We start from the raw sequence: 25,818 nt of genomic DNA, 5'->3' as shown, positions 1-25,818 counted from the left end.
AGTGAACCCAGTGTGGAATTAGGCAAGCCGTCTAAGGCGGCATCAGACAATGTGCATCCGCGTCTACCGTGCCGCGGCTGCGACAGCGATTGCAAAAATTATGCGATTTGCGACGGGCGCCCTTGGAGAACGCTAGCGCCAGAAGCATCGGCAGAAAGCAGATAGCCCGAATCCGTGCGGGGCGAAGACTGCTCCGCCATGAGCGCTTTCATACTGTCCCCGGAAGCGGGCAGAGATTTTTTTAAGGACGATGCCAGGGCAGTGCCCAGCATCCGCTGATAGTAGGGCAAGTGACTTTCGTAAAAAGGAAGATGCGTAGAGATTGAGTCCTGTTCTGCAATGGCATCGACAAAGCCGTGTATAAACTCTCTGGCTCTAGCCAAAGCATCGGAGTCTTCGGCGAGCTCGTCAATACTCATTTCCCATGTCATATCAATGCGCAACCGACAGCTCGCCAAAAATTCTCCAGGGCTACTTTGACCCCACTCACTGGGTGATATAAGAGACAATGTCCACCCTTTCTCTCCGGTGTAAAGGTAGTAGGTGTTCCCCACGACTGGCTTAAAACCAAACCTTGCGGTGAGAATCAGCGAAGAAATCGCATAGTCTCGAAGGAATTCTCCGGCATCTTTGGGGCCAGACACTGTGGGCTGCATCATCGACCAATCCCTTAGGATCGGAACAACGCCTTTCCCCTGCGGGTTTGGGTTTTTGATAGGCGTAGACATCGGCACGGTCACACTATCTCTGTTGGAAAGACGGGTCATTTAACATGGCCGACTTAAAGCAAGCGGTTTTCATAACACTAGAGAACGCTCTCAATGGCTTTCTTCAGCGCTGGGCTATCAGGCGACGTGCTGCTGTCGAAATGCATGACAACTTTGCCCGTGGAATCGACGACATACTTGTTGAAGTTCCAACTCGGCGCTTCAGTTTGAATAGCAAGCTCGCGAAACACCGGATTAGCGTCATCCCCGCGCACATGGGTCGGTGCGAACATCGTGAACGTAACACCGTAATTGACATAGCAGACATTCGCTGCCTCTTCCTCATTGTTGGCTTCTTGACGGAAATCATCACTGGCAAATCCAACAACCCTGAGACCTTGGTCACGGTACTGGTCATTCAATTCTTGCAAGCCTTTAAATTGCTTTGTATAGCCACAGTGACTTGCAGTGTTGACAATGAGCAGTGGCTGGCCAGGACTCATTTCACAGAGATTGATCAACTCTTGTGAGTGTAACTTACGAAGATCATGATTTAGGTATTCAGGGCAGCCTGCTACAGCAGCTCCCCCAAAAAATAAGACCGTCGATAGCACTATTGCGCGCATCATAGACATTGCTCTCTTTATCAAATTTTGGCTATCAGCATAGGGGAGACAAATATTGGCCTCCACTGCGTCTCTTTAGCAAATAGACGTGCTGCTAGGACCGGCTTTTTTATTGGTGTTCACATCGAACAGATACCAGACGTAGCATCGCGAGAAAATTCCGTTAAGGATCAGTAAGAGGGAAGTCATTATGACTAACCATTCGATTCCGTTTAATTGCGGCTGCATGAATGCCCATAGACCAAAAGCGACGCCAATAAGAAGTCGCACTAAACGCTCGATATTACCTAGGTTACGTTCAATCATGATCAGGCCCCCCTATTGATCCATCTGAATTGCCTAAATATACGCCTAAGCAGCAATTTTGGATTACTTTGCGGCACAAATGAACATTGAGTTGCCTGAAGATAAGCCCCCTGTGCACAACAACGCCACCGGATGCCAGATCCAGCGGCGTTAAGCACAGAGAAATCACACTGGAATATTAAAGCACCAGCAGATAGTGGTTTTTCCGCATCAAAGGAAGAAGTCTTGATTAGCCGCGCCCAGTGCCACAGCTCCCATATTGCGCGCAAAACCAATAGGGTTATTTGCCACGTGCGCCCTGGCCGTATGAATATCCAAGAAACACTGCTGAATGGCGCTGCCGTGAAACACAGACGAGCCGCCGGCAGAAGAAAACAACGAATCTACCACACCCATCGACTTTTCTATCACCAGCGAAGCTTGATACCTGTAGAGAATTCTATCGTCCAGAGGAATAACTCCACCATGGCGCATGGTATCCATCATCGCATCGAAGTTCGACAGTAGAATCGTGGTCATCTCTTCAATGCTGTTTTTAGCCTCAGCAATTCGCACCTGAGTGCCAGTATCCTGCGCCAGCTTCGTGATATCACCACTGGCCTTCCCCTTGACCAATTCCGTGTAAAGGGACAGGGCGTGCCTTGCAGCGCCTATAGCAGGTGTGGAAACCACTCGAATAAATAATTGTGCCCACGGCATGTGGTACAAAGGCGCGCTATCGTGAGTCACTCCGGGGTTAGTCCCTTCAAACCCATCGGTTTGTTTATGGGTGCGGTAATCAGGCACAAAAACATCTTCCACCACAATGTCGTTGGATCCAGTACCCGTGAGGCCCATGGAATTCCATGTATCGTCAATACGGTAATCGCTCTTGGGAAGGAGGAATGTACGGTACGTGCCGTCCGGTAAAATGCCGCCCAGCAGCACCCAAGTACAGTGATCACACCCGCTGCTCCAGCCCCAGCGGCCACTGAATCGAAAACCACCGTCCGCGTTTTCAACCTTGCCCATCGGCGCATAAGAGGACGAGACCCGAGTATGAATGTCTTTCCCCCATACATCCTCTTGAGCCCGGGGATCCATGAGCGCAATTTGGAAGGCGTGCACAGCGACGATGCCGCTAGCCCAGGCAGTGGACATGCAACTTTCACCAATAGACATTTGCATACGGAAGAAATCCTGAGGATTGAGCTCGTAACCCCCCCATCGCGCTGGCTGCAGCGCAAGGAAAAACCCTGCTTTTTTGAGGGCATCAATATTTTCCACGGGCACACGCCGATCCTCAAGTGCCTTGCCGGTGTTGGCTCGCAGCAGCGGATGCAGAGACTCCACTCTTTGCAGCATAGCGGCCCCTTCATCAGCGACGCGGAGCGCTTCAGTATCTACAGATATGTTCATGGTTCTTCTCCGATTATTTGCATCAGTGTCCTAGATTACCCCTTAAGAATAACGGCACATCCCCTGTATGGGGGAAAGCGACTCATTCAAATCGGGATCCGCTGTTTTAGAAGCCTGCCTAATAACCCCTACTGCGCGCTCGCATCCCATAGCACCTGGGGAGGCAAATGAGTTTTAGCATAAGCCATGCGCTTAAAGGTGACCGCTTGACAATAAGTGTCCAAACCGCTGAGTGCAACAGTGCCCGCACTCACCAAATCGAGGGCGCCATCTTCGGCCATGCACCCAGCCGGCAGATCCGCCAGCACCACCTCGCCTATGACCAGATTAGTGCCATTTATCGCCAGCTCATGATGTTCTCGCAGCGATAGGCCTAATTTGATACCGGCCTCGGCCACCATCGGCGCGCCAAAACCCGCATGCCAGACTGGCGAAAGACCCGTGGCGTCAAACTCAGACATATCCTCAGGGTACCGTGCTGCCGTCTGGTGACCCTGCTCCACAATGGATGACGTAACATGATTGAGGCTATAGCAACCGCTCTCTAAAATATTGGCAAGTGTCTGGTGCTCATCACTACTGGGCCTAATAATGAGTGCCAGCAGTGGAGGACTTGATCCCAAATGCACGGCTGAGCTCATAATCGCTAGATTGGTCTGGCCCTTTGCGTTCACGGTGCCTACCAAATTTGCAGATTTAAACCCCGACACCGAATTCATAAACGCCGCCCGGCGGCGCGGATCCATTGCCTTGATATCTGATGATTGGAATTGCATTGTATTCTCCTAAACAGTGCATACGACCGATGCAGCTTTTCGGACCATATGGCGGGGTATCACCGTTGTGTTACGACTAGAATTTCGACTCCCCTTGAGAGAGCGCTAATCGATATAGACAAACCTCGGCTGCTGTTTGCCGTCTCGATCCACCGCTTCGAGAAACATCGACAGCGGTCGAATCCACAGCCCTCCCTCTCCATAGAGTGGCGTATACACCACCAGCTGCTCGCCTGTCTCGGAGTGTGTGGCGACGCCCTGCACCTGATACTCACCCCCTTTGAAGTGTCGATATCTTCCCGGTCTCAGCACCGCCGCGCCGTCTCGCCCCGAATCGTCCACGTCAGGCTCCACTCAGACTGGTTCAAAAATCAGTACTGGAATGGTCCGCACGCCCTCGGTGCGAGCGCGATAGTCCTTATAATCGGGATACATCGCTTCCAGCAGTGGCCAAAGCGTCGCTTCTTCCTCGACGTTGGCCTCGCGCATGCGATAGGTTTTCTTTTCCGTACGCACCTGGATGTCGACAGTGCTGGCTGCCACAACGTTGTGGTACCAGATCGGCAATTTGGACATCCCTCCCTTCGAAGCCGTCATCACGACATTGTCACCGTGTTTCAAAAACAGCAATGGGACTTTCCGAACGGCGCCGGTTTTGCGCCCAACGGTGGTCAAAATAGCAACTGGGCCGCCTAAAAAGGTGTTCCATAGACGCCCACCAGTGAGTTCATAGACGGTTGTCTGCCAGCGACCAACCTTGTTAATGATCCAGCTGCCGATTTTTTCCTGCTTTGGGGTAAAGGGCTGAATAGTGTCTGTCATACGGGTAGTCCTTATAGGCGATAAAGTATGGTTACAGCATGCCTATAATGTATACCAGATGGGCGAACGCAAGGCACGTTAGAAGCCCACTATTCCTTTTATCAGGCCAAATAATTCACCAATCGTACATAAATGGGCCCGTTAACGACGCACGCTAGCCCACAGATTGATCACCCCTATTTCATTCTCCGCATTAGCAAGCGACGGCAGCACCCCACGATTAATGGGATCCCTTGCGCCGCATGACAACGGGTATAACATAGGCCACTCTTGCACTACTGCAAGATTCTTACTGCATTCTTGAGATAAGAAAAATGAAAAAATGGATTATTGCGCTAGTATTCCTACCCATCGTGCTGGTGCAACCGTTGGCCGCAATATCCGAAGACGGATGGCGAGATATTTTCGATGGTGAAACACTTGCGGGGTGGCGTAATTATGGGGGTGATGCGAATGCTGTGCGCAAATGGGAAGCGCAGGACGGCGTGCTGACACTGGTGCAGAGTGGACCCTTCCCAATGTGGGATATGATCAAAAGCATCGTCTTCGGCGGCCCTGGCGGCGACCTCGTCTACTACCGCGAGACATTCCAGAACTTCGAGCTCAGCCTGCAATGGAAGATCTCTGCAGGAGGCAACAGCGGTATTTTCTATCTGGTAAAAGATGAAACGGAGAATATCTCGTGGCGCACCGGCATTGAAATGCAGGTACTGGACAACGAAGGCCATAGCGATGGACAAATCAAGACTCACAGAGCTGGAGATCTTTACGGCATGATATCCGCTGAGCCTGAGACAGTGCGAGCGTCGGGAGAATGGAATGACGTGCTACTTCGGGTGAAGGACAATCACATCGAGCACTGGCTAAACGGGGTTAAGGTCGTCAGTATTCAGCGCGGTAGTGACGAGTGGAATGCGTTGGCTGCGGCCAGCAAATTCGCGGGTATGCCCGGCTATGGGAAATTCGACGAGGGCTACCTCGTGCTGCAGGATCATGGCGACCCTGTGTGGTATCGTAATATTCGTGTGCGTGATTTATAAAACAGCACATCGAAGCCTGAGAACGCAATTGACGACACATCGACTAGGAGAATGTTATATGGACTTATCGACCATCGTATTCTGGCTACTATTGCTGTGCCTGGTGATCTACTCCATCGCCATCTACAACACCCTAGTGACACTGAAAAATCGGTATCTCAACGCCTTTGCGCAAATTGAGGTACAGCTCAAACGGCGTTACGACCTGATACCCAATCTGGTGGAAACGGCTAAAGCCTATATGGCGCACGAACGCGAGACACTAGAAGCTGTCATCAACGCCCGCAACGATGCGGCGGCGATTCTGAAGGCGATGGGCAATGGCAATCTGAGCAAAGTTGAATTGGGAAAGTTGGCCTCTGCCGAAGGGACACTGAGTGGTGCCATGGGCAAACTCAATGTCACAATGGAAGCCTACCCGGACCTGAAAGCGAACGAAAACATGATGCAGGTTTCTGAGGAACTCATCACCACGGAAAATCGTGTCGCCTTTGCGCGACAGGGCTTTAATGATGCCGTTATGGCTTACAACAGCTACCGTCAAAGCTTCCCGCCCGTCATGCTCGCCGTGAAATTCGGCCACCCAGAGGATGCCTCGTTGTTGAACTTCGACGACTCCGCTCAAATACAGGCCGCACCCCAAGTCACGTTCTAGCCTACTGATCAGCAGATCCCATGGACTTCTTTGCGCAACAGGACCTCGCCCGGCGCAATACGCGAATGTTGGTGCTGTTTTTCCTGCTTGCGGTCCTGCTGCTGGTCATTCTTACCAACGCCGCAGTCGCGGCATTCCTGTTTTTCAGCCAAAACTACGCTGTTTACAGTGGCAACCAGAAAGGAATGGCCGACTTTCTGTCCTACTTTAGCTGGGCACGTTTCGGGAATATTGGTTTGCTAATAACCACCACCGTCGCACTGGTTGTGCTAATCAAGTGGATAGCATTGTCTACCGGTGGCAAGGCCGTCGCCGAAAGTATGGGTGGCACACGAATTCTGCCACAATCGAGGGATGCCTCCGAGCGACGTTGTCTCAATGTTGTTGAAGAGATGGCGCTAGCCGCGAACATGCCCGTGCCGCCATTGTATGTATTGAACGGCGAACGGGGTATCAATGCCTTCGCCGCAGGCATAAGCCCAGCCGATGCTGTGGTGGCAGTCACTCGGGGGACCATCGAGCATCTTAAACGCCATGAATTGCAGGGCGTAATCGCCCACGAATTCAGTCACATACTCAACGGCGATATGCGCCTCAACATTCGTCTCGCCGCCCTCTTAAAAGGCATCACCTTCATCGGCGATGTAGGCTATGTTCTGCTGCGCAGCAGCCGGGTGCGCACGGGGGCGAGCGCTCGCAGCGGCAAACTCAGTGGAGGCTTAACCCTCGCTGGTCTTGCCCTGTGGCTCTTAGGGTGGCTGGGCGGCGTTGCAGCGGGCTTTATTAAGTCAGCAATTTCCAGACAAAAAGAATATCTGGCGGACGCCAGCGCCGTACAATTTACCCGCAGTTCCGATGGTATAGGCGATGCGCTGAAAGTGATTGGCGGCTACAGACCCGGCACGTTAGTTCACGCCGCTCGCGCCAGCGAGATGTCACATATTTTTTTCGGGCAGATCGAGCACCGGTTGTGGCAGGCCTTTGCCACCCATCCGCCACTGCATAAGCGCATTGAGCGGGTGGATCTGCAATGGGACGGGCGGTACATTGAGCGCGAGACAGTGCGCTACGCGCAGCAACCTTCTGAGTCGACAGCAGCAGAGGCGGGCGTCGGGCGATCCGCCCTCGTTGCAGCCGCTATCGTCGGGGCACTTGCTGACGGACCCAGACCTAAAGATCTGTTAGAGGATGCAGACTTTGAAGCTGGCCCCGACCAGCTGGATCAGGACACTGCCAGGAAGCAGACAATCCCGATGGTCTTTGTACAGCATAGTCACGAGCCATTAGGCGCACATGCGCTGGTCTATTCTCTGCTGATAGGCGAACAGAGGCCGCTGCAACAGGCCCAGTTAAACATCATCACCGCTGCAGGAATAACCGGGCTAGACACCCTAGTCACCACACTTCGCCCCGGCGTCCGTGCACTGGATGCCTCCCATCGGCGGCCTCTTCTAGAGATGTGCCTGCCTGCACTGAAGTCTATGTCCGCCCGACAATATCGGACATTCAAGGACACCCTAGTCAAGCTGATCCGAGCCGATCATCAAGTAGAGTTACACGAATGGTGCTTATTCCAATTGGTACGGCACTATCTGGATCCGGAATTCATCCGCGTTAAACCCAGCCGAGCTCGCTATCGCAGGCTGCAAACGGTAGCCAACTCGATACGAACCGTGTTGTCAGTGCTGGCCTATGAAGGCGACGGTGAATCACAGGCGCTATTTTGCCTAGGTGCCAATACCCTCGGTTTCACTGATATGGACATTGTGACCCGGGAACACGCCAGCGTTGAGGCCTTCGGCAGAGCGGTGCATGAATTAGCAGACTGTTACCCTCTGCAGAAGCCACGCTTATTAAAAGCCATGACCCTGGCCGCCAGCAGCGATGGCGCACTAAACCCAACGGAACGAGACATTATCGCCAGCGTGGCTGCGGTGATGGACTGCCCCATGCCGTCCTCCATTGCGTTAGGCGCAGAGCACACCTGAACGCCCTTGTGAGTGCACCGCACAGGCTCACCTGAAACGCCATAAAACGGTAAAAGTAGCATTGCTGGCAAAGTCTGCGGCACGGTAGCAAGAGCGGCCCGCTATTTGACTCCCAAGGCCCCAGCGTTTTATTCTGCACCCCGATAGAAACCTCACATTACAAGCAAGGAATGTCCATGACCAACGAACGCCCCTACAGTTCTATCATCGTCGACGGCGTCGAGCAGGCACCGAGTCGAGCGATGCTTTACCCGACGGGATTCAAACGTGAGGACTTCAATAAGCCACAGATCGGTATCGCCTCCACGTGGAGCATGGTGACCCCCTGTAACATGCACATCAACGAACTGGCTGACGCTGCGGCTGCGGGGGCCGATGAGGCGGGGGCCAAATCGGTATTGTTTAACACCATTACTGTGTCAGATGGCATTTCTATGGGTACACCAGGCATGCGCTATTCATTGGTATCGCGTGAGGTGATTGCAGACTCGATCGAAACCGTGGTCGGCGCCCAAGGCTTTGACGGGTTTGTGACCATCGGTGGCTGCGATAAGAATATGCCAGCCTGCGGAATTGCTATGGCACGCATGGATCGCCCCAGTGTCTTTGTGTATGGCGGTACGATTCTGCCGGGTGCCGAGCGACGCGATATCGTCTCTGTGTTTGAAGCGGTAGGCGGGCACGCCGCTGGCAGGGTATCGGACATTGAATTGACCGAGATTGAAACTACTGCCATCCCTGGACCTGGCTCCTGCGGCGGAATGTATACCGCCAACACGATGGCCTCTGCAATGGAGGCACTCGGTCTATCGCTGCCGGGCAGTTCGGCTCAAAATGCCATCAGTCAGGATAAGAAGCAGGACAGCTACAACGCCGGGGCCGCGGTTCGAAACCTGATCAAACTGGGACTCAAGCCCAGCGACATGCTGAGCCGCGAGGCCTTTGAAAACGCCATCACGATTACCATCGCGCTCGAGGGCTCCACCAACGCAGTACTGCATCTCATCGCCATTGCCCACGCCGCCAATATTCCTCTATCGCTGGACGACTTTAGTCGCGTCGGCAAGCGTGTCCCTGTGTTGGCTGATATGCGCCCTGCGGGGCAGTATGCAATGAGTGAATTGATCGCGATAGGCGGCATTTTGCCACTGATGAAAATGTTACTTCAGGAAGGTTTGTTACACGGTGACTGCATGACCGTGACCGGCAAAACACTCGCGGACAACCTTGCTGTGGTCGAGGACTATCCCGCCGAGCAAAAAATTATTCGCCCACTGTCAAATCCCATTAAAAAAGACAGCCATCTGGTGATACTGCGCGGCAATCTGGCACCGGAAGGTGCAGTGGCTAAAATTACCGGGCATGAGGGCCTAACCTTCACCGGGACTGCGCGCTGCTTTCAAGGTGAGGAGGCTGCAATGGCAGCCATTATGGCTGGCCAGATTGTGGCGGGTGACGTGGTGATCGTGCGTTACGAAGGGCCCAAAGGTGGGCCGGGCATGCGCGAGATGCTGAGTCCCACCAGTGCCATCAATGGCCGCGGTCTTTCTCAGGAGGTGGCGCTGCTCACTGACGGACGGTTTTCTGGGGGATCGAGAGGGTTTGTGATCGGTCATGTAACGCCAGAGGCTCATCTCGGTGGCCCCATTGCATTGGTGCAGGACGGGGATAAGATTACCGTTGACGCAGAGAATGCCGAGATTATCCTGCATGTCGATGATGCAGAATTGGCAGTTCGCCGCGCGGCATGGACTGCACCTGCGCCTTACGCGACTCGCGGTACGCTCGCCAAGTATGCCAAACTCGTCAGCTCAGCCAGCGAAGGTGCTGTCACCGACAAATACTTAGAGGTGTGATGGGGCGTCTAACTCACTCGACAAGATGACTAACCGCCGCATGCGCCTCCAAAAATCGCTGCCTTGGGTTATCTATAGGATCGTGAGTCGGTTAGTTTTGAGTTGCATTTATTACAGCTGGAGCGTGTAAAAAAAACCTAAGAATATTATATCGAGGCAAACCACTGAATTATGGACAACCTATTAGATTTTTTTAAGGCATATGATATTTCATTATCACAGATGATAATTGTCGCGATAATTTTTTTCGTGACCATAGCGATGGAGCTCTCAATTCGCTTGTTTTTTCGACGCTATGAAAAAGCAACACAACACTCACACACAATTAAAATTTTGTTTTACCTCTCCCTTAATAAGCCACTACAGCTCGCAACCATGGTCATTGGTTTTTATTTCATGGCCATGCATGTTTTGACATGGTTTAGGTTCACCAGTTTTTTCGATCAGGTTGTAACACCGGGCGTTGAGCTTGGCTTGGCCCTTTGTTTCTTTGTATTAATGAATACTTTTTTATCGCGATTGAAAACCTATTCGATTACCAAAAAAACGCGAACAGATGGCGGATACAACAACTTTGCAAAAATTGAGCAAATACATAAACTTGGGCAAGCGCTAACGATTGCCGTTATGGTTTTTGTCATTGCTGCAATTCTTGGACTTAAAGTTGCCCAGGGCGTCGCCTACTTAGGCGGGGGATTGGCAATTATCGCTTTGGTCTTTAAGGATACTATTTCGAGTGTTTTTGGTGGTCTCATTATTTATTTGGACAGCCCTTATGCGGTTGGCGATTGGATTTACACGATAGACGGTACAATTCAAGGCACCGTTGAAAAGATCAGTTGGCGTCTAACGCATATTAGGACGTTTGATAAAAGATTGATTTTTACGCCGAATAATCTCTTAATTACACAGGCAGTCGTCAATGCCTCAAGAATGTCAAATCGTAGAATATTGCAATACATCGGCCTGAGATATGACGATTTTGATAAATTTGAAGCTATCCAAAAAGACATTTATACCTATCTTGGTGAGCACCCAGACATTGACCAAAATTGCTTAACCCTCGTCAACGTGGTGAATGGCAGTACCGATATGGGTTCTACGACAGAAGGATTTTTCGGAGGGTCCTCTCTAAACTTTCAAGTCTATACATTTACGAAAGTGACCAACTGGTTAAAATTTCAAGCCATTCAGGACAAAATTATGATGGATATAGGGCGAATTATTTATCGCCATGACGCTGAAATTGCCTTCACCACGATGACCTTAGATATTTCAAGCGAAGGTGCGGAACCAAGTCCTCAAGCCACGTAATAGTGTGGCGCGCTTAGAGTAAATCGATAATAAGCTCAGACAGAAGAGGTAGCGGCACCTGAAGGGAAGCGGTGTCGCGTGAAGGACCTGAACAATACTATTGGCAGTGGTTTCAGAGCCGAACGGCTATGAGTAATGAAAAGCTAACCGTACCACGTTAAGACATTTTACAGACCCCAAAAATCTGCAATTGAATAGTCGTATAGGCAAGGCGAGCGCCAGAGGGCGTCCATGCCCTAACAGGTTTAGTCGTCATTGCCGCTCATAATGGCATTAGTTTGCTGCTGGTCTTTCTCGAGCTGGTACTGTTGTGCTTCCGTCTGTATCTCGAGCTGGCGTTCTTGTTCTTCGCGTTGCTGCTGAGACTGTTGGGCTTGCTGCTCCGCTTCGTTTTCGTTCCGCTGCAGACGTTCTTCACCGCTACTGACTTCCTCTGCCGATTGCTTAGGAGATTCATATGTCTGAGCAACGACCTGTGTTGCTGACAGTGCTGCTGCCATGGCTGCCGCTATTGCAATTTGCTTGATCATGTTGCCATCCTATTTAAGAGTTTTTGCTGAGCCAAGTGTAGCCTATTTTTAACCTGTTGCAAAAATGACCGCTGCAAAGGGCCTTTTAGTCGTCCTAAAGTAGAGCGGCAACAGCGCTTTTTGAGGGGGTTTTCGTTTATTTATAATCCAGTACCCCATCTATGGGAGACAAACAAAAAAGGCTGCAATTTGCAGGCTTCTAAGTAACTGATGATATCAAGAAACATGGTGGGCCGTGCGCGACTCGAACGCGCGACCAATTGGTTAAAAGCCAACCGCTCGAATTAGATCTTAACGTTATTAAACAACAGGTTATGCGACATCACCTTACCCATAAAAAGCTCTAAATCGCTACGTTGGCCCTTTGTATCCATTGGTTTTTCTGTGTGACCATGGGTAGGGATTTTTACCCGCTCAAACAAGGCTGTAGTGGCCACGCTTACGAGCAGCCTGAAAGGTTTTCTATGATATAGACTACAGCCCCCCTAACCAAGCTCTCATCAATACCGATGCATACCCTGCATACTAAAGTTCTTAACTTTTAGTATGTCGATAGACTAGTGCACGTCAAAACCATAACAAAGACTATATAACACCGAGTGTTAAACGCTTAGCTCAGTCCTCTCTCGACCAGCCTAGCCCTGTGAGAGAGATGCCAATGAGTACTTATGACCACTCTCTACTGTATTCGTGATCACCCCCTGCTCCAGCTGCGCCGGCGCCAGGTGATCGCAATGTGATTACTTTAAAAGTGGCCCTGACTGAATCACCCTATCATCATAATATGCATTGTGCGGTCACCTCAGCGAACAACTTTTCAGGGCAGTAGGCGGGTATGTCGCGAATTTCTCCCGTTCAGTTAGGGGCATGAGTCAGGAAATTTAATCTCAATAGGCCGTTTATTTGTCCTATACTTCAACGGATGAGATACTCATCGGCCTCCCCCTCCATTTACTGACATGTATAGTGAAGCCAAGAACTGTAAATGGGGCGAAATATCAGGGATTTGCAAGTTAAATTAGCGACTTAGAACCTGTAAGGTATTACTGACTGCTGTACGGGAGGAGAAATGCAACTGCACAATCTGCATAAAAGATCACTTTTGTCGTGATGCACTAGGCGATTTGCCTCGCATTTTGCGAGGAGCGGGCAAACTCGCCATCCGTTATCGTCAAATAGGTACTGATATGTTGTGATAATTCATATTTGGCAAATTAATTCCGCTGGGCCAGAAAACCCAGAAGTCGCTCAGGCTTGAGTACATCAGACCACAGAAGATATACTTGACCCGTCAGAACGCCTTCCCCATTAGTCTGAGAGCCTCACCTGACCATGAAAGATTATGACCTGTTGGTCTGGACGCCAGAGATGGTGCGGAATTTCTGGGATTACGAGGCGAATTTCCCCACGAATTTTTTTACCCGCTCCCGTCGATACCAGATTATAAAACAGTTTGAGAGCTACCTGCCGAGTCGATGTACGGTCCTGGATTATGGCTGTGGTCCCGGAAATCTGATCGGGCCGTTGCTCGAAGCCGGATTTAGCGTTGCTGCTATGGACACATCACAATTGGCGCGAGAATTGGTCTTGGCCGACTTCGGCGACAACAAGCGATTTCTGGGCGTTTACGACCAACATGAAATCGATGCGTCAGGGCTGAAGTTTGATGCCATTATTGCCGCAGAAGTCATCGAGCACTTGTACGATGACCAATTGGACAGTCTGCTGGAAACACTGGGCAAACTGTCCGGATCCAATACCCATATCATATTCACGACTCCGAATGAGGAAGACCTTCAGGAAAGCTACATTCTTTGTCCTGAATCCGGCAAACTTTTTCATCGTTTTCAGCACGTGCGGAGTTGGTCCGAAGCTACGATAAAGTCTTTTCTGGAAGCAAGGCAGTTTCGGGCTACGCGGACCTTCACCACCGACTTTGATCTCACACTCGCAATCCGTGGAAAACATAATCCACTGCGCGGAAGATGGTGGGAATCTCTTCGCAGAATAATCAGGAATCGGCTACAACCCCAAAGACATCACCCGCATTTGGTTGTAGTTACACAGCCTAGCGTATTCGACGGTCTGGAAAGTTAGCAGGGGTTCACCGGTCGGCATTGGGGACCCCAACCGATAAAGTACGATAACGCCAGGCTTGGAGCGACAGGCTCAATGAGCAAAGACCCGCTTTCCTCCGCTTTTCCATTCGCCATCGCCACCATTGGTATCGCGACTTTTGCGGGTAGGGATGTACTCTTGAAGGGGCTTTCCATCGAGATGGTGGCCGCACGGCAAAAGCCCGATCAGGTTGACCATATTGAATCCACTGCTGCCTAGTGTCGATCCGATTGGCGGAGCGTTCACGAATATTTGTTCTATACTTAAGCAAAGCGTCTGGTGCTTTATGTTCGCTACATGGACGATATTGTATTGCTGGCCCGAACGCGCTGGCAACTGACGCGAGCGATAGTAGTGCTACACCAAGAGATTGCACCGCTCGGTTTACACCTGCACCGAGTATTTGTTCGATCGCTGCGATTAACTCACCGGTCTTACGGCTGAAGGAAAATCAGGATCCGGCCTTGGTTATCGACACCAGTGAATCTGTCGCCGGGCACTGGCTATTTGCTTATATAATATTTTAGCTCTGAGCGCTGAACAGTGAGGTTCGACGGGTTTAACGACCATCTCCCTTTGATGGTGTCAGCCCTCGCACTCTGCGGTCTGCAAACATACTGAACGCCGCCGCAGCCTTAACATCTCCGGCTAGCACGCTCAGCGCATCTCCTGCCGGGCGAAATCTGTCGCGAGAGTCAATGAGCGAGTAGGCGACGTTCGATTCGCCTTTGGTTATTGCATCAACGTATGAATCAATCACGGCTACCTTTGAGATTTCATCGGCGGTCGCAGTTTTCTGATTTCTCTCGAGAATGCTATTTACAACAGTCAACGTTCCACCCCCGCCATATTGCAGATTCTTCTGATATGCTTCAATTCCGATCTTGTTCCCGCTGATCACGGAATTGAAAATGAAAGCGTGAGAGCGATCCTTGCTTTGTACTCCTATCTCGTTGTTTGAAAAGATGCTATTAACGGCCGTCAATTCAGAATTCTCGCCCACTGATATGGCTTTGTCTCCTGAGTTTGCGAATTCGCTTCTGCGAACTACTGCTCGGGTACTCATCAGGTCCAGCCCATCATTTCCACTGTCCAAAAATCTAGAGTTAATAATCTGTGCGGTAGAGATATCGAGATCTGCTGCATCTGAACGCGACCGGCGAAATTCACTGTCCAATATGGTCAGATCACTGTATACCGCATGAAGCATGTCATCCGTGATGCGGCTGTCCTTGAAAAGAGATTTCTCTATCAACATATCCGCGACATTGTGAATGGACAGCATGGCAGTGTATTCAAACGTACTTCCTTTCAGTCCGCTGCCATTTTCGAAATTACAGTGTACGATTTTTGAACCACTCGCTCCATCGTCTTTGAGAACGAGGGCGCCCCAGGGGGTATCACTACTTTTACCAGTAAATGTAATAGGCAACGCCTGCGTCCCAACTGCATGCAGCTTTCCATAAATTTTGAGACCCGCCCCCTCTCCAAAAACGAGTTGTGTGCCTGGTTCGATGACAACATCTCTGTATATTGTCCTGAAATCGTTTATAGCGACGCTGCCACTGAATATTACTGGTTCAGGATTTATCGGCTCGTTAACGATATTTGATTCGCCGATAAATTCAACAATTTTTATGCCCTGCTGCTGACTTGCTGGAATTTCTGCATCATCCAGAGACATTGGGCTCACCCACACTTGCGTGATGGCATCCTTACTATCACCTTCAATTAATAGATCGTAAGTCGCCGCACGAAATCTATGGCGTGGCTCTAAAACGGAAGCAGGCATCAAACGTTGATTCACGACAATGCTGTTGCCATCTCGTTCCAACAGCAGAGACACATCCCGCTCTATTAATTCGCCATCCAATTTATATCGCACAATAATTTGCTCTGGCAGGTGTGTGCCGGGCTCAAACTCAATTCGCAGCTTGTTAACCGGAACTCCCGAAATTTCTATGCGCACACCAGCTGCCGTTGGCTCAAATGCATAAGCTCCAGATAAACTGGCAGTTGCCTCCTTGACTTCACGAAGAACTCTTCCCACCTTGTCCGGAAACTTGCCCACTGCCTGTTGTACTTCAGTAGAACCGTAAATTTCTTTTAACAAAGCAACATAATGCGTAACGTGCGCCGCCTTTTCCTGAAGCGCCAGCACGTCATCTTCGACAACCTGCATAAACTCGGGCTCGAAATTCCGATAAAATTTAAGAAGTGCTTTCTGGCGTTCGTACAGAAAGTCGTGGTCAAGATAAAGATACCTCAGCAGATCCATTGAGGTAATTCCGCCTCGACCGGGCTTGCCCACCCAGTAATCTTCCCAACCGGCACTATCCCAGACGATAGGCGAAAAACGCTCAGTATAATGATCGTAATGCAATTTCCAGTTATGAATATTATCGTGGTGCCAGCTATTAATTAGGTCAATATATGCAGCAAAAGTACCAAAGGCTTTCATGTCCAGGCTGGAGAAATCTTTCCTCTTAGCCGACTCCAGCATCGCGTCGAGTGGAGCCTTGCTGTCTGGTGGGAAATGATTGTTGGCGGAAGCTTTATCCCAGTTTAAACTGGTTTCGAACAAGTACGGGGATAGGCCCCAGTATCTACCCCTGCCAATATTATCTCCTGAGTAAATATCTCCAGGCATGATATTTCTTCGCCTTAGAAATGACTCATCGACTTGTTCAACAAACATTCTCAGCCCGTCAAATTTTCCGTTGATGTTGACCGTCACCATCTCACTTGCGGGAGCGAGTAAGCCCATCATGTTAGCAAGTCGATATGATAGATGAGGCCCAATGATATCATATTGTTCATTCACAACGAGGTTGAATCGCCGCATATTACCCAGCAGCATCCTTTTTTTCCGCGTCTTGATGCGGAATGATTTTTCTTTGAAGAGCCAATGATTTGTCATGTCCCCACGATAACGAATTTTTACTCTCTCAATTTCACCATTCGGATAAGTCATGTATGCGGGCTTGAAATTTTCCCCGCCAAGTCCGCTATATGGCAAATCATTATTCAGTTGACGTAAGACGCCATCATTAATGTAGAGATTGAAGTCGGCGTCAACCTTTGAGCCTAGTAGCGCTTTCTGCACAGAATCTTGCAGGTATACAGCCGTAACCCTGCCGGAATCGTAAAGTATTGTGGATCGAGAAAAGACGGCAAACTGATAATCCGCGTAGTAAAGCTGAAGCGTCCGTAAACCCCAGGTGGCAAAAAGAAGAGAAACAGGCAGGGTGATAATCAGACTGTAGCGCCAGATGAGACGAAGAAATCTCATGCTGCGTCCATTCCCGGCGCAGGTGATGCAGGCATCCCGGGAAATTGGCGCTGCAGCCGGGTCATTGCCTCTTGCAGTTCTGGTTCTCGCCCTGGGATGTTCTGCAGCAGGTGTATGTACGCCTTAAGCGCGTCAACATCGCGCTCATCTGAGGCTGCCCAGTCAGCAATAACCGGTAGGCTCACCTCCATTTTGGCTGCTCCCAGCTTTGCACTGGATTGAAATAGCTTGAGAAGGATATCCCGCTTGGTGCCGTAAACGACGTGCAACTTTCTTACATCGTCGATTCGCCGCAGTTCTTGCAAAGCTAGCTCCATGGTTGCCGCGTAATCGCCTGCCTGGTAAAGCCGCACGATCTCTTTGGCTTGCTGTTTTATCTCTGCGTCAAATCTGGCGTTGAGCTCCGCATCCAATTGATGAACCAGTTCAGGCTTGAGATGCCAGATAGCAAATGACAGCATCGCGAGAACAGTTACGAAAAGGCAGCCACTTCTGAGTAGGTTAACTACGGCCATACACGTTATCTACTTAACCAAATGGAAGTAAATGATTGTCCACCTTGCACGCTTCCAATATACCGAGACTCGTAAAGCCACCGTGTAAGACAATAATTTAATTCCCTTGTATATTGATATGGTTGCATGAAGCACATGGTATATGTTGATCACTAATGAACAAAAAATAGAGAGTATCGCAACCGGTGGCACCGGCGCAATCCGCTATCCGCAAATCAGTGACTCCTTATGCCGCTGTTCAGCCTGCTGTACCATCTTCTTCGTCTGTGCCGCCGCAGCCGGCATATAGATACGGCTGTTCTCAAGGTCGATGCTGAAACAGTTGGTCACAACGCCGCCGCCACCATAGATGTAATTGACGGCGGATGAGAACAAGCTCAGGCCTTCGTCGGTTTTACCGAAGGCTTTGTCCATCAGTGGGTCGAACTTGTTCAGAATAAATGTAGGAATCTTGGTACCCTTACCACCGATGGCGGGCGCACCGGGTCACGATTGGCAGCCCTGGCACCGAAGCCGAGGGTCAATCTTACCCGTTATCATGGCGTCCTCGCGCCGAACCATCGCTGGCGCGGACTGGTCACTCCGGCAAAGCGACGCAAAGGTGCAATGCGACCTGTCAATAGTGACGTCGTCTCATCGATCCAGCGTCATGCGGCTATGACCTGGGCCCAGCGGCTGCATGCTTCAACCAGATGCCTGCTCAAATTGAATAGATTCTGGAAAGTCGCATGAGCGGTGACAAACCTCTGCGTCTGCCTCATCCGGTTGTTTGTGCTAGATCGTTAAAAAATGTCGCATTTATCCTGCTTATGCGTGGGAAATAAGCTCTCACAAAGACGAAAAATAAAACCTTTGCGACATTGAAGTATTTAAAGTTGAAAAAATAAATTAGCCCATTGCTGGAACACGCCCTATGGTAATGGTAAATGGGGCTAGTGGCTTTTGCTGCAATAATAATGTGTGGGAGAAAATACTAGATGCTTTCAAATAATCCGCATACGGATCGTCGATTTAATATAGAGGGGGCCGATCTAGGTTACCCAACTTTATTTCACGATGGCAGCACATCCGTAGGCATGTATGTAGTTTCCAGTCAGGTCGCAAATGAATTGATTGCAGATAGTGGGTTTAGTGTAGCGGAGATTGCGCCGGGCAAGGCGATCCTAAGCTTTGCTGGCGTACACTACACCGACACACAATGCGGCAACTATGAGGAAATTGGCTGCGCCTTCTTTGTTAATACGTTTCCGCGCAAGTCGCTAATACCCTATATCAGTACCTGGATTAATATACTTAGAGGTGATCAACCTTCGTTCACATGGTATTTACCTGTAACAGAAAAGTCTGCGCTCGAATGTGGCATTCAAATGTGGGGCTACCCCAAAACCATAGAAGATATTCAACACCATCGCGACGACAGCCACACCACCACTACACTGCATAAAGATGGGCAGGAACTACTGTGTTATCGAGTTCCTAATCGGGGGAAAAAATCACCAAAGCCTATCAATTCACCGGTGTATTCGATTTTTGAGGGGGCGCCACATATAGGTTATCTAACTCAAAGATTTACCGATGTAACGTATCACCGCAGTGGTAAACTCACGCTTTCAAAGCATCCTCTCACTGAACCCTTTCGCCGTCTGGGCTTACCCAAAAAACCATTATTATCTGGGCACATGGGCCACTTAAATTTTAGTATGAGCGCACCGAAACTTTTATAAATTGATAATTGATAAGCAATGAAATCGGAAAATAAAAAAATCTCAACAGCGGTAGTGACTGGCGGCGCCAGTGGCATGGGCCGTATCTTTGCTCTGCGCATGGCCGCAACTGGCACTCATGTCGCTGTATTAGATTGCAGCGAAGAAAATCTACAATCAATGCAACAGACTAACAACATCAGCATTTTTCACTGCGATGTAAGCAACCAACAGCAAGTAGAGTCTGTTCTAAAGGAGATTAAAACGCAGAGAGGCAATATTGATCGTCTAGTGCATTGCGCAGCAATTATGCCCACCGGAAAGCTAACCGATATGGACACCGCCACCATCAATAACCTAATGGGCATTAATTATGGCGGCACTGTCAATGTCACAAAAGCTGTATTGAAAGACATGCTCGCTCAAAACAAAGGAGAGGTGATTGTTTTCGGCTCAAGTGGCGGGTCCGTATTGGTCCCCGAATGTGGTGCTTACTGCGCAACAAAAGCGGCGACCAACGCCTATATGGAAATCCTGATCGAAGAGAACCGTCACAGCAATATACATTTTATGCTGGTGTGCCCACCTTTGGTAAACACGCCTTTACTCGATCAAGCGACAGCAACCTCTTCACCCAAAACCGTCACCTATTCGATAGAAAGAAAACGATTTCTAGAACCAGAATCTGTTATCGACGATATTGAAAAAGGGCTGTCAAAAGGCAAACGGTATATTTGGCCTGGAGCAGAGGTAAAAATATTACATTGGCTTAGACGATTTTCACCACTACTCTTGTGGAAAGTAATGCATGCGGCTAACAGCTAAATATGAAAAACTAGGATTCACCTAATGATGTTTATGATACTCACATACTATTAACCAGACTTCGGATAAAAACATGAATGAATTCAATGGTAAAACCGCTGTAGTTACAGGCGCCGCGAGTGGAATAGGTTTTGAATTAGCTAAAGTATTCGCAGAGCAAGGCATGAATGTTGTACTCGCTGATATTGAGCAAGGTAAGTTAGACGCAGCGGTTGAGTCCGTTAAATCAATCGGCGCGCATGCCATCGGCGTTCTCACCGATGTTGGCTCTGGCGAATCAGTTGCCGCGCTATGCCAGGCAACCATCGATCGCTTTGGTAGCGTCCAAGTGCTTTGCAATAATGCCGGCGTGTATACTGGCGGACATATTTGGGAGCAAACAGAAGACGATTACGAATGGCTCATCAGAGTTAATCAATGGGGAATTATTCATGGTCTGCGCAATTTTGTGCCGCAGATGATCGCACAAGGCGACGAGTGCCATATCGTCAACACATCATCAATGGCCTCGATGTGCACTTTGCCGTTTGCCGGCATTTATCATATGACCAAGCATGCAGCCTTGGCGCTAAGTGAATGCCTGTTCCACGAACTCGCCATGGTCGCACCACAAATCAATGTGTCATGTTTGTGCCCAGAGCTGGTTGATACCGGCATTGCTACTTCAGCACGAAATCGCCCCGCTAACCTTGCAGAAGAAAACATCACAGATATGCAGACTATGTCGATGACAGCCATTACCGACGCTACAGCCGAATCTCTATCTCCACGTGTGTTAGCTGATCGTGTACTACAGGCGATTAAAGATAATCTTTTTTATATTTTACCGCCCAGCGGCAACCCCTGGCGTGACACTGCAGACACTCGGCTTGAAGACATTCGTTTACTGCGAAATCCTACTTTTGCTCCACCTGCAATTTAGAATAACAGGTAAATTATGCTGCCCATGATAAAACACACCAATTTTTACCCTACAAAAATTATCAGCGCCGTTCTTCTCTTCATTATTTCTAGTGGAGCACTGGCTAATAAATGTTCTCCAGAAACTTCTACATCTATCAATCTAACCGCAGATATTAATGGCTGGGGAATCAATAATAAACATCACCGATTTATTAGTGAAACCGATGCAGGAATCACCCCAGAAAATTTATCGAAGTTACAAGTAAAATGGGTCTTTGCATTACCTGATACTAAAACACCCCACAGCCAACCTTTTATTACTCCCGACACGGTCTTTATTGGTGACGAGCCTGGTGTTGTATACGCACTGGATCGAGAAACCGGCTGCGAAAAATGGCGCGGTGTATGCCTTGGACCCGGATCAAAAGGGAAAGTTATTGTGGCAACAAAAACCAGGCACAGGTGGAAAATTAGGCGGCATACATTTCAGTATGGGCGTCGATGAAGCCAAAGGAGTTTTATACGTACCGATCAGTGATAGGGTTGTTGAAATCCTAGGCCAAAACCCGAAAGGCAAACCTAACCCATCTCTGCACGCTTATGATATTGCCACCGGGAAACGTTTATGGGCAACACCAGCTCCTGACATTTGCACAGATGATAACGGAGATCCCATTGATAGCTGTCACCCTGTTTATCAGCAGCGGTAACAATCACTGACAATTTAGTATTTGCGCCATCACTCGATGGCCACATACGTGCTTTTGATGCTCATAACGGAGCGCCTTTATGGAGTTTTGATACCAATGGCGATTTTACGGCAATCAATGCTAACAAAGCATCTGGCGGCGCTATTGACCTCGGCGGGGTCTACCTTGATAGCGGGCAGTTGTTTGTTAATGCCGGTTACTCCACGTTTGACCAACAGGCTGGCAACGCTTTTATCGTACTAGAAGTTGTTGAGCCATAATTATGGTCTCGACAAGTTAAGTTCTCGAGACATTTAAAAATCGGTCCCTGATCTCAAGCAACTGCCTTTTCCGTCTGACTCCTCTCGTAAGGAACACCGTGCGGTAGGAGACGGTCCAGCATCCTCATTCAGTGCACCATTTACACCCGTGGCCCCACCTTCCGCGCCACAAATCACTAATATCGAACCCGGCAACGCACAGGTTTCCATCAGCGTCAGTGTGGCGGATGATGGCGGCTCACCTATTACTGGCTACAATGCCTATTGCCTTGGCGACACATTTAACTTTGATGCGAGTCCGACCTCGCCCATCACAGTCTTAGGGCTAACTAGATTTGAGGCATCGTTCTGGCCATCAGTAAGCTGCGTAAAGCCTGAGCCTTCTCAAGCCCGCCTAGTGCGGGTTTTTTGTTGGCGAGAGAAGCCTGAGTAAGCTCGCTCAGTCACTGCAATATGCACAGCGGCTCCTTCGGGGGCCGTTATTTCTCATAATGCAAGACACTGAACCCACTGAATTCCTTCCAGGCGAGGCAAGGCCGGGCGCAGCCTAAGGCCTTAGCCGATGCCTGCTGAGCCAATAAGAAAATAATAATATGACTTCACCTTGGTCGTGCCTTCGGCTGCTTTGGCTGGCGCCCGCAGCCTTGTCACTCCCAAGAATGTAGAGAGCGTTGATCGAAAACACTCAAAGATTTATATAACATATTTTTTAGAAAAACTTTTGCAGATTTTTATCATCTGGATACAGCCGCAGCAACTAACCTTCGCTTGCCAACTGGCAAGCATACCCCCCGGGTAACTTGCCTTTGCGCTTCAGCGAATTGGTACGGGCTTCTAGTTACACATCACACATTCGGAACGATTAGTTCGCTAGCAAGAACGACACCAGCGCTCAGCTTCATTTATGGGTAAGTCACAAAAAAACCTGCAATTTGCAGGCTTCTAAGTGACTGATTATATAGAGAAACATGGTGGGCCGTGCGCGACTCGAACGCGCGACCAATTGGTTAAAAGCCAACTGCTCTACCAACTGAGCTAACGGCCCCAGAAAGAGAGGGGCATATTACGGAAAAAGGATAAAAAATCAAGCGCTTTTTACGGAAGGTCATAGCGCTAATGCGTATGAAGGTAATGTGTGGGGTCCTCCAAACCCGTGTCGGCAAAACCCTGGCGACGCAGGCGGCAACTGTCGCATTTACCACAGGCAAGACCCTCCTCAGTGGCCTGATAGCAGGAGACTGTAATGGCATAGTCTACCCCCAGCGCTATGCCAGCGAGGATAATGTCACCTTTTCCCAATCTCATCAGGGGCGTGTGTATCGTGATTTTTTGTCCCTCGACCCCTGCCCGCGTCGCGAGATTGGCCATCGTCTCAAACGCTGCAATGTATTCCGGACGACAATCCGGATAACCGGAATAATCCACCGCATTCACGCCAATAAAGATATCGTGCGCACCCAGCACCTCCGCCCAGCCTAGTGCTATCGACAGAAATACCGTATTGCGCGCTGGCACATAGGTGATAGGTATCCCTGCCGTTTCTTCCTCGGGTACGGCGATGGACATGTCAGTGAGTGCAGATCCGCCGATACTGTCCAGATTGAGTTTAACCAACTTGTGTTCTACGTCCCCAAGAGCACGGGAGACCCTGTCGGCGGCATACAGCTCAGCGCGGTGACGCTGTCCGTAATCAAAACTGAGGGTGTAGCAGGCATAGCCCTGTGACTGTGCCATGGCAAGCACCGTGGTGGAATCAAGTCCGCCGGACACCAGAATAACAGCGCGCTTTTGTTCACTCATGGCGATTAATGGCCTGGTTCGTCATTCCACAGTAACTTGTGCAGCTGCAACTGCATTCTGACCTGCAGATTATCCGTCAGAATCCACTCTGCCAATTGTCGGCCTTCAAGTTGTCCAAAGCTTGGAGAAAAAAGCACATCCGAGACACGCTCGAGCAAACCATATTCATCCAGCTTAAACCGAGCCCATTCATAATCCTGACGATCACAAATAACAAACTTGACCTGATGGTGCTTGCGCAGCAGCGAAATATTGCTGTAATCGTTGCGCTGCATTTCTCCAGATGCCGGGGTTTTCAGATCCAACACTGTCACGACGCGTGGGTCCACGCCCTCTAGGCTCATCGCCCCGCCCGTTTCCAGTGATACTTCGTAACCGGCGTCGCACAGTCTGTTAAGGAGGGGCAGACAATTGGGCTGAGCGAGTGGCTCGCCACCCGTTACGGTGACATAGTGAGGCTCGTGAGCGGCAACCTGCTTGGCAATATCTGCAAGACTGAGCAGGTAGCCCCCACTAAACGCATACTCGGTGTCGCAGTAGACACAGCGCAGCGGGCATCCGGTGAGACGGACAAAAACGGTGGGCAAACCCACTGTGCGCGCCTCCCCCTGCAAAGAGTAAAAGATTTCCGTGAGGCGCACAGTTATATCCGCTTGAGTGGCTGTGCCAACGCGGGATAAGACAGCGTCGTTATGAGTAGGGTTCGTCACCGGATCGCACCGATCAATAGTTCTGGGCTATGAATTCCCTGGCCAGTTTTACAACAGCGTTGTTAGTACTGCCATACTGACTGATCACGAGATCCATGTATTCTCTGGCTTTTTCCCGATTGCCCTTCTTGAACTGCACCGTGCCCAACTTATACAGAGCATCCGGCGCTTTACTATTATCAGGGTACTCAGCCAGCAACAGTACAAAAGACTGTCTCGAGGCCTCCAGGTCCGGCGGCGCCTTCACCAGATACAGCTCACCGAGCCAATAATGCGCATTGGCGGCATAGAGACCACCGGGGAATCGCTGCAGAAACTGCTGAAAAGCGGGTATCGCCTTGTCAAACTGCCGCCCCTGCACCAGCGCATAGGCCGCATTATAGGCGCTCGCTTCACCAGGCTGCTCGACACCAGCCGCCAGGTTGCTCGTGGCGACAGAGGCCGCCACAGTCGGTGCTGCGGAGCCGCCTGCAGTATCGGGACTAGCGCCACTAACACGCTTATCCAGGTCCATATAGCGCTGCAGGCTCTGCTCCTTGAGAGAGCTTAACTCGAACGATTGCTCCTCTACTTTTCCGTTCAGGCGTCTGACTTCCTGCTGCAACTGTTGCATCTGCAAAAATAGATTACGCAGATCCGTACCGCCCGTTTGACTACCGGCCTCCGGAGTCGGCGCAGCGCTGGCATCCGAATACGTGACGGCCGTAGCCGCTGAAGGGGCTGTGTTCGCACCGTAACTCGCGGCAGGGTATGCCTGCGCAGGTCGGGCACTGTAAGGGTCATTTAGAGCAGGTGCATTCGCGGTGGGTTGGCTTACGCCAGTACTTGTGCGTCCAGCCGCCTGCGCCGCCGCACGCTCAGCCTCAAGATCCACATACTGCGCAGAGACTACAAAAGACAACGGTGCAGCCAGAATAACCAGCCCGCATGTTACAAGCGCTTTGCCGACAGATAAGCCCATCAA

Annotated in this window: 26 protein-coding genes, 1 tRNA gene and 1 pseudogene; 13 read left to right on the top strand and 15 right to left on the bottom strand. The window is 50.1% G+C overall.

The features are described from left to right. Positions 1 to 98: 98 nt before the first annotated feature. The 7 genes from ABXT62_RS02295 to ABXT62_RS02265 form a co-directional block, all read right to left on the bottom strand. Positions 99 to 659 carry a DUF2452 domain-containing protein gene (locus tag ABXT62_RS02295; RefSeq protein WP_415356934.1) on the bottom strand — a complete coding sequence of 187 codons (561 nt, stop codon included), beginning with the start codon at positions 657 to 659 and terminating at the stop codon, positions 99 to 101. Positions 660 to 805: 146 nt separating this feature from the next. Further along, complete coding sequence (locus ABXT62_RS02290; protein WP_415358251.1) at positions 806 to 1,333, bottom strand: glutathione peroxidase; 528 nt, start codon at positions 1,331 to 1,333, stop codon at positions 806 to 808. 75 nt (positions 1,334 to 1,408) lie between these two features. Then, a complete protein-coding gene (locus ABXT62_RS02285; protein WP_415356933.1) occupies positions 1,409 to 1,639 on the bottom strand; it encodes a DUF2892 domain-containing protein in 231 nt (76 codons plus the stop codon). A gap of 210 nt (positions 1,640 to 1,849) precedes the next feature. Further along, on the bottom strand, positions 1,850 to 3,037 hold the full coding sequence (locus tag ABXT62_RS02280; RefSeq protein WP_415356932.1) for a flavin-dependent monooxygenase: 1,188 nt from the start codon (positions 3,035 to 3,037) through the stop codon (positions 1,850 to 1,852). Positions 3,038 to 3,165: 128 nt separating this feature from the next. Continuing rightward, positions 3,166 to 3,813: a flavin reductase family protein gene (locus tag ABXT62_RS02275; RefSeq protein ID WP_415356931.1), complete on the bottom strand. Its 648-nt coding sequence runs from the start codon at positions 3,811 to 3,813 to the stop codon at positions 3,166 to 3,168. A 105-nt stretch (positions 3,814 to 3,918) separates the two neighbouring features. Beyond that, positions 3,919 to 4,155 (bottom strand): DUF1653 domain-containing protein, encoded by a 237-nt coding sequence (locus ABXT62_RS02270; protein ID WP_415356930.1) that lies wholly within the window; start codon positions 4,153 to 4,155, stop codon positions 3,919 to 3,921. 12 nt (positions 4,156 to 4,167) lie between these two features. Then, positions 4,168 to 4,635, bottom strand: coding sequence for a nitroreductase family deazaflavin-dependent oxidoreductase (locus ABXT62_RS02265; RefSeq protein WP_415356929.1), 468 nt, complete (start codon positions 4,633 to 4,635; stop codon positions 4,168 to 4,170). 314 nt (positions 4,636 to 4,949) lie between these two features. Here ABXT62_RS02265 and ABXT62_RS02260 point away from each other — a divergent pair, with 314 nt between their 5' ends. From ABXT62_RS02260 to ABXT62_RS02240, 5 genes are all read left to right on the top strand, one after another. Then, positions 4,950 to 5,675, top strand: a complete 726-nt coding sequence (locus ABXT62_RS02260) for a DUF1080 domain-containing protein (RefSeq protein ID WP_415356928.1) — start codon at positions 4,950 to 4,952, stop codon at positions 5,673 to 5,675. 58 nt (positions 5,676 to 5,733) lie between these two features. Further along, positions 5,734 to 6,330, top strand: coding sequence for a LemA family protein (locus tag ABXT62_RS02255; protein ID WP_415356927.1), 597 nt, complete (start codon positions 5,734 to 5,736; stop codon positions 6,328 to 6,330). A gap of 20 nt (positions 6,331 to 6,350) precedes the next feature. Continuing rightward, positions 6,351 to 8,318 carry a M48 family metalloprotease gene (locus tag ABXT62_RS02250; RefSeq protein WP_415356926.1) on the top strand — a complete coding sequence of 656 codons (1,968 nt, stop codon included), beginning with the start codon at positions 6,351 to 6,353 and terminating at the stop codon, positions 8,316 to 8,318. A gap of 176 nt (positions 8,319 to 8,494) precedes the next feature. Next, positions 8,495 to 10,174 (top strand): dihydroxy-acid dehydratase, encoded by a 1,680-nt coding sequence (gene ilvD / locus ABXT62_RS02245; protein ID WP_415356925.1) that lies wholly within the window; start codon positions 8,495 to 8,497, stop codon positions 10,172 to 10,174. A gap of 171 nt (positions 10,175 to 10,345) precedes the next feature. After that, positions 10,346 to 11,488, top strand: a complete 1,143-nt coding sequence (locus ABXT62_RS02240) for a mechanosensitive ion channel family protein (protein ID WP_415356924.1) — start codon at positions 10,346 to 10,348, stop codon at positions 11,486 to 11,488. Positions 11,489 to 11,733: 245 nt separating this feature from the next. Here ABXT62_RS02240 and ABXT62_RS02235 read toward each other — a convergent pair whose 3' ends face one another. Further along, a complete protein-coding gene (locus ABXT62_RS02235) occupies positions 11,734 to 12,018 on the bottom strand; it encodes a hypothetical protein (RefSeq protein WP_415356923.1) in 285 nt (94 codons plus the stop codon). Positions 12,019 to 13,350: 1,332 nt separating this feature from the next. Here ABXT62_RS02235 and ABXT62_RS02230 point away from each other — a divergent pair. Together ABXT62_RS02230 and ABXT62_RS02225 are read left to right on the top strand one after the other, a co-directional pair. Next, a complete protein-coding gene (locus ABXT62_RS02230) occupies positions 13,351 to 14,115 on the top strand; it encodes a class I SAM-dependent methyltransferase (RefSeq protein ID WP_415356922.1) in 765 nt (254 codons plus the stop codon). Positions 14,116 to 14,190: 75 nt separating this feature from the next. Beyond that, positions 14,191 to 14,355: a hypothetical protein gene (locus ABXT62_RS02225; RefSeq protein WP_415356921.1), complete on the top strand. Its 165-nt coding sequence runs from the start codon at positions 14,191 to 14,193 to the stop codon at positions 14,353 to 14,355. Positions 14,356 to 14,695: 340 nt separating this feature from the next. Here the strand turns inward: ABXT62_RS02225 and ABXT62_RS02220 are convergent, their stop codons facing one another. The 3 genes from ABXT62_RS02220 to ABXT62_RS02210 all read right to left on the bottom strand — a co-directional run bounded on the left by ABXT62_RS02220 (position 14,696) and on the right by ABXT62_RS02210 (position 18,357). Next, a complete protein-coding gene (locus tag ABXT62_RS02220; RefSeq protein WP_415356920.1) occupies positions 14,696 to 17,428 on the bottom strand; it encodes a CotH kinase family protein in 2,733 nt (910 codons plus the stop codon). Then, positions 17,425 to 17,943, bottom strand: coding sequence for a hypothetical protein (locus ABXT62_RS02215; protein WP_415356919.1), 519 nt, complete (start codon positions 17,941 to 17,943; stop codon positions 17,425 to 17,427). The genes ABXT62_RS02220 and ABXT62_RS02215 overlap by 4 nt, the downstream gene beginning before the upstream one ends. A 204-nt stretch (positions 17,944 to 18,147) precedes the next feature. Beyond that, the gene (locus ABXT62_RS02210; protein WP_415356918.1) at positions 18,148 to 18,357 is read right to left on the bottom strand and encodes a hypothetical protein; all 210 of its coding nucleotides are present in this window, start codon (positions 18,355 to 18,357) and stop codon (positions 18,148 to 18,150) included. Between the two features lie 72 nt (positions 18,358 to 18,429). Between ABXT62_RS02210 and ABXT62_RS02205 the strand changes: the two are divergent. From ABXT62_RS02205 to ABXT62_RS02180, 6 genes and pseudogenes are all read left to right on the top strand, one after another. Then, positions 18,430 to 18,621 (top strand): annotated as a pseudogene (locus ABXT62_RS02205) (IS91 family transposase); the annotation flags it as partial. Positions 18,622 to 18,920: 299 nt separating this feature from the next. Next, the gene (locus ABXT62_RS02200) at positions 18,921 to 19,667 is read left to right on the top strand and encodes an acetoacetate decarboxylase family protein (protein ID WP_415356917.1); all 747 of its coding nucleotides are present in this window, start codon (positions 18,921 to 18,923) and stop codon (positions 19,665 to 19,667) included. Between the two features lie 18 nt (positions 19,668 to 19,685). Continuing rightward, on the top strand, positions 19,686 to 20,471 hold the full coding sequence (locus ABXT62_RS02195) for an SDR family NAD(P)-dependent oxidoreductase (protein WP_415356916.1): 786 nt from the start codon (positions 19,686 to 19,688) through the stop codon (positions 20,469 to 20,471). A gap of 73 nt (positions 20,472 to 20,544) precedes the next feature. Next, a complete protein-coding gene (locus ABXT62_RS02190) occupies positions 20,545 to 21,393 on the top strand; it encodes an SDR family NAD(P)-dependent oxidoreductase (protein WP_415356915.1) in 849 nt (282 codons plus the stop codon). Positions 21,394 to 21,408: 15 nt separating this feature from the next. Beyond that, positions 21,409 to 21,879, top strand: coding sequence for a PQQ-binding-like beta-propeller repeat protein (locus ABXT62_RS02185; RefSeq protein ID WP_415356914.1), 471 nt, complete (start codon positions 21,409 to 21,411; stop codon positions 21,877 to 21,879). Positions 21,880 to 22,056: 177 nt separating this feature from the next. Next, positions 22,057 to 22,344 carry a PQQ-binding-like beta-propeller repeat protein gene (locus tag ABXT62_RS02180; protein ID WP_415358250.1) on the top strand — a complete coding sequence of 96 codons (288 nt, stop codon included), beginning with the start codon at positions 22,057 to 22,059 and terminating at the stop codon, positions 22,342 to 22,344. A gap of 969 nt (positions 22,345 to 23,313) precedes the next feature. Here the strand turns inward: ABXT62_RS02180 and ABXT62_RS02175 are convergent. From ABXT62_RS02175 to ybgF, 4 genes are all read right to left on the bottom strand, one after another. After that, positions 23,314 to 23,389: transfer RNA gene (locus ABXT62_RS02175), tRNA-Lys, on the bottom strand. Positions 23,390 to 23,457: 68 nt separating this feature from the next. Continuing rightward, positions 23,458 to 24,144 (bottom strand): 7-cyano-7-deazaguanine synthase QueC, encoded by a 687-nt coding sequence (queC, locus tag ABXT62_RS02170; RefSeq protein ID WP_415356913.1) that lies wholly within the window; start codon positions 24,142 to 24,144, stop codon positions 23,458 to 23,460. A 5-nt stretch (positions 24,145 to 24,149) separates the two neighbouring features. Further along, positions 24,150 to 24,791, bottom strand: a complete 642-nt coding sequence (gene queE, locus ABXT62_RS02165) for a 7-carboxy-7-deazaguanine synthase QueE (protein WP_415358249.1) — start codon at positions 24,789 to 24,791, stop codon at positions 24,150 to 24,152. Positions 24,792 to 24,867: 76 nt separating this feature from the next. Next, positions 24,868 to 25,815: a tol-pal system protein YbgF gene (gene ybgF / locus ABXT62_RS02160; protein WP_415356912.1), complete on the bottom strand. Its 948-nt coding sequence runs from the start codon at positions 25,813 to 25,815 to the stop codon at positions 24,868 to 24,870. Positions 25,816 to 25,818 lie beyond the last annotated feature (3 nt).

This window comes from Halioglobus sp. Uisw_031 (assembly GCF_047729875.1).
Lineage (GTDB): Bacteria > Pseudomonadota > Gammaproteobacteria > Pseudomonadales > Halieaceae > Marimicrobium.
This window is presented reverse-complemented; position numbering and strand designations above follow the sequence as displayed.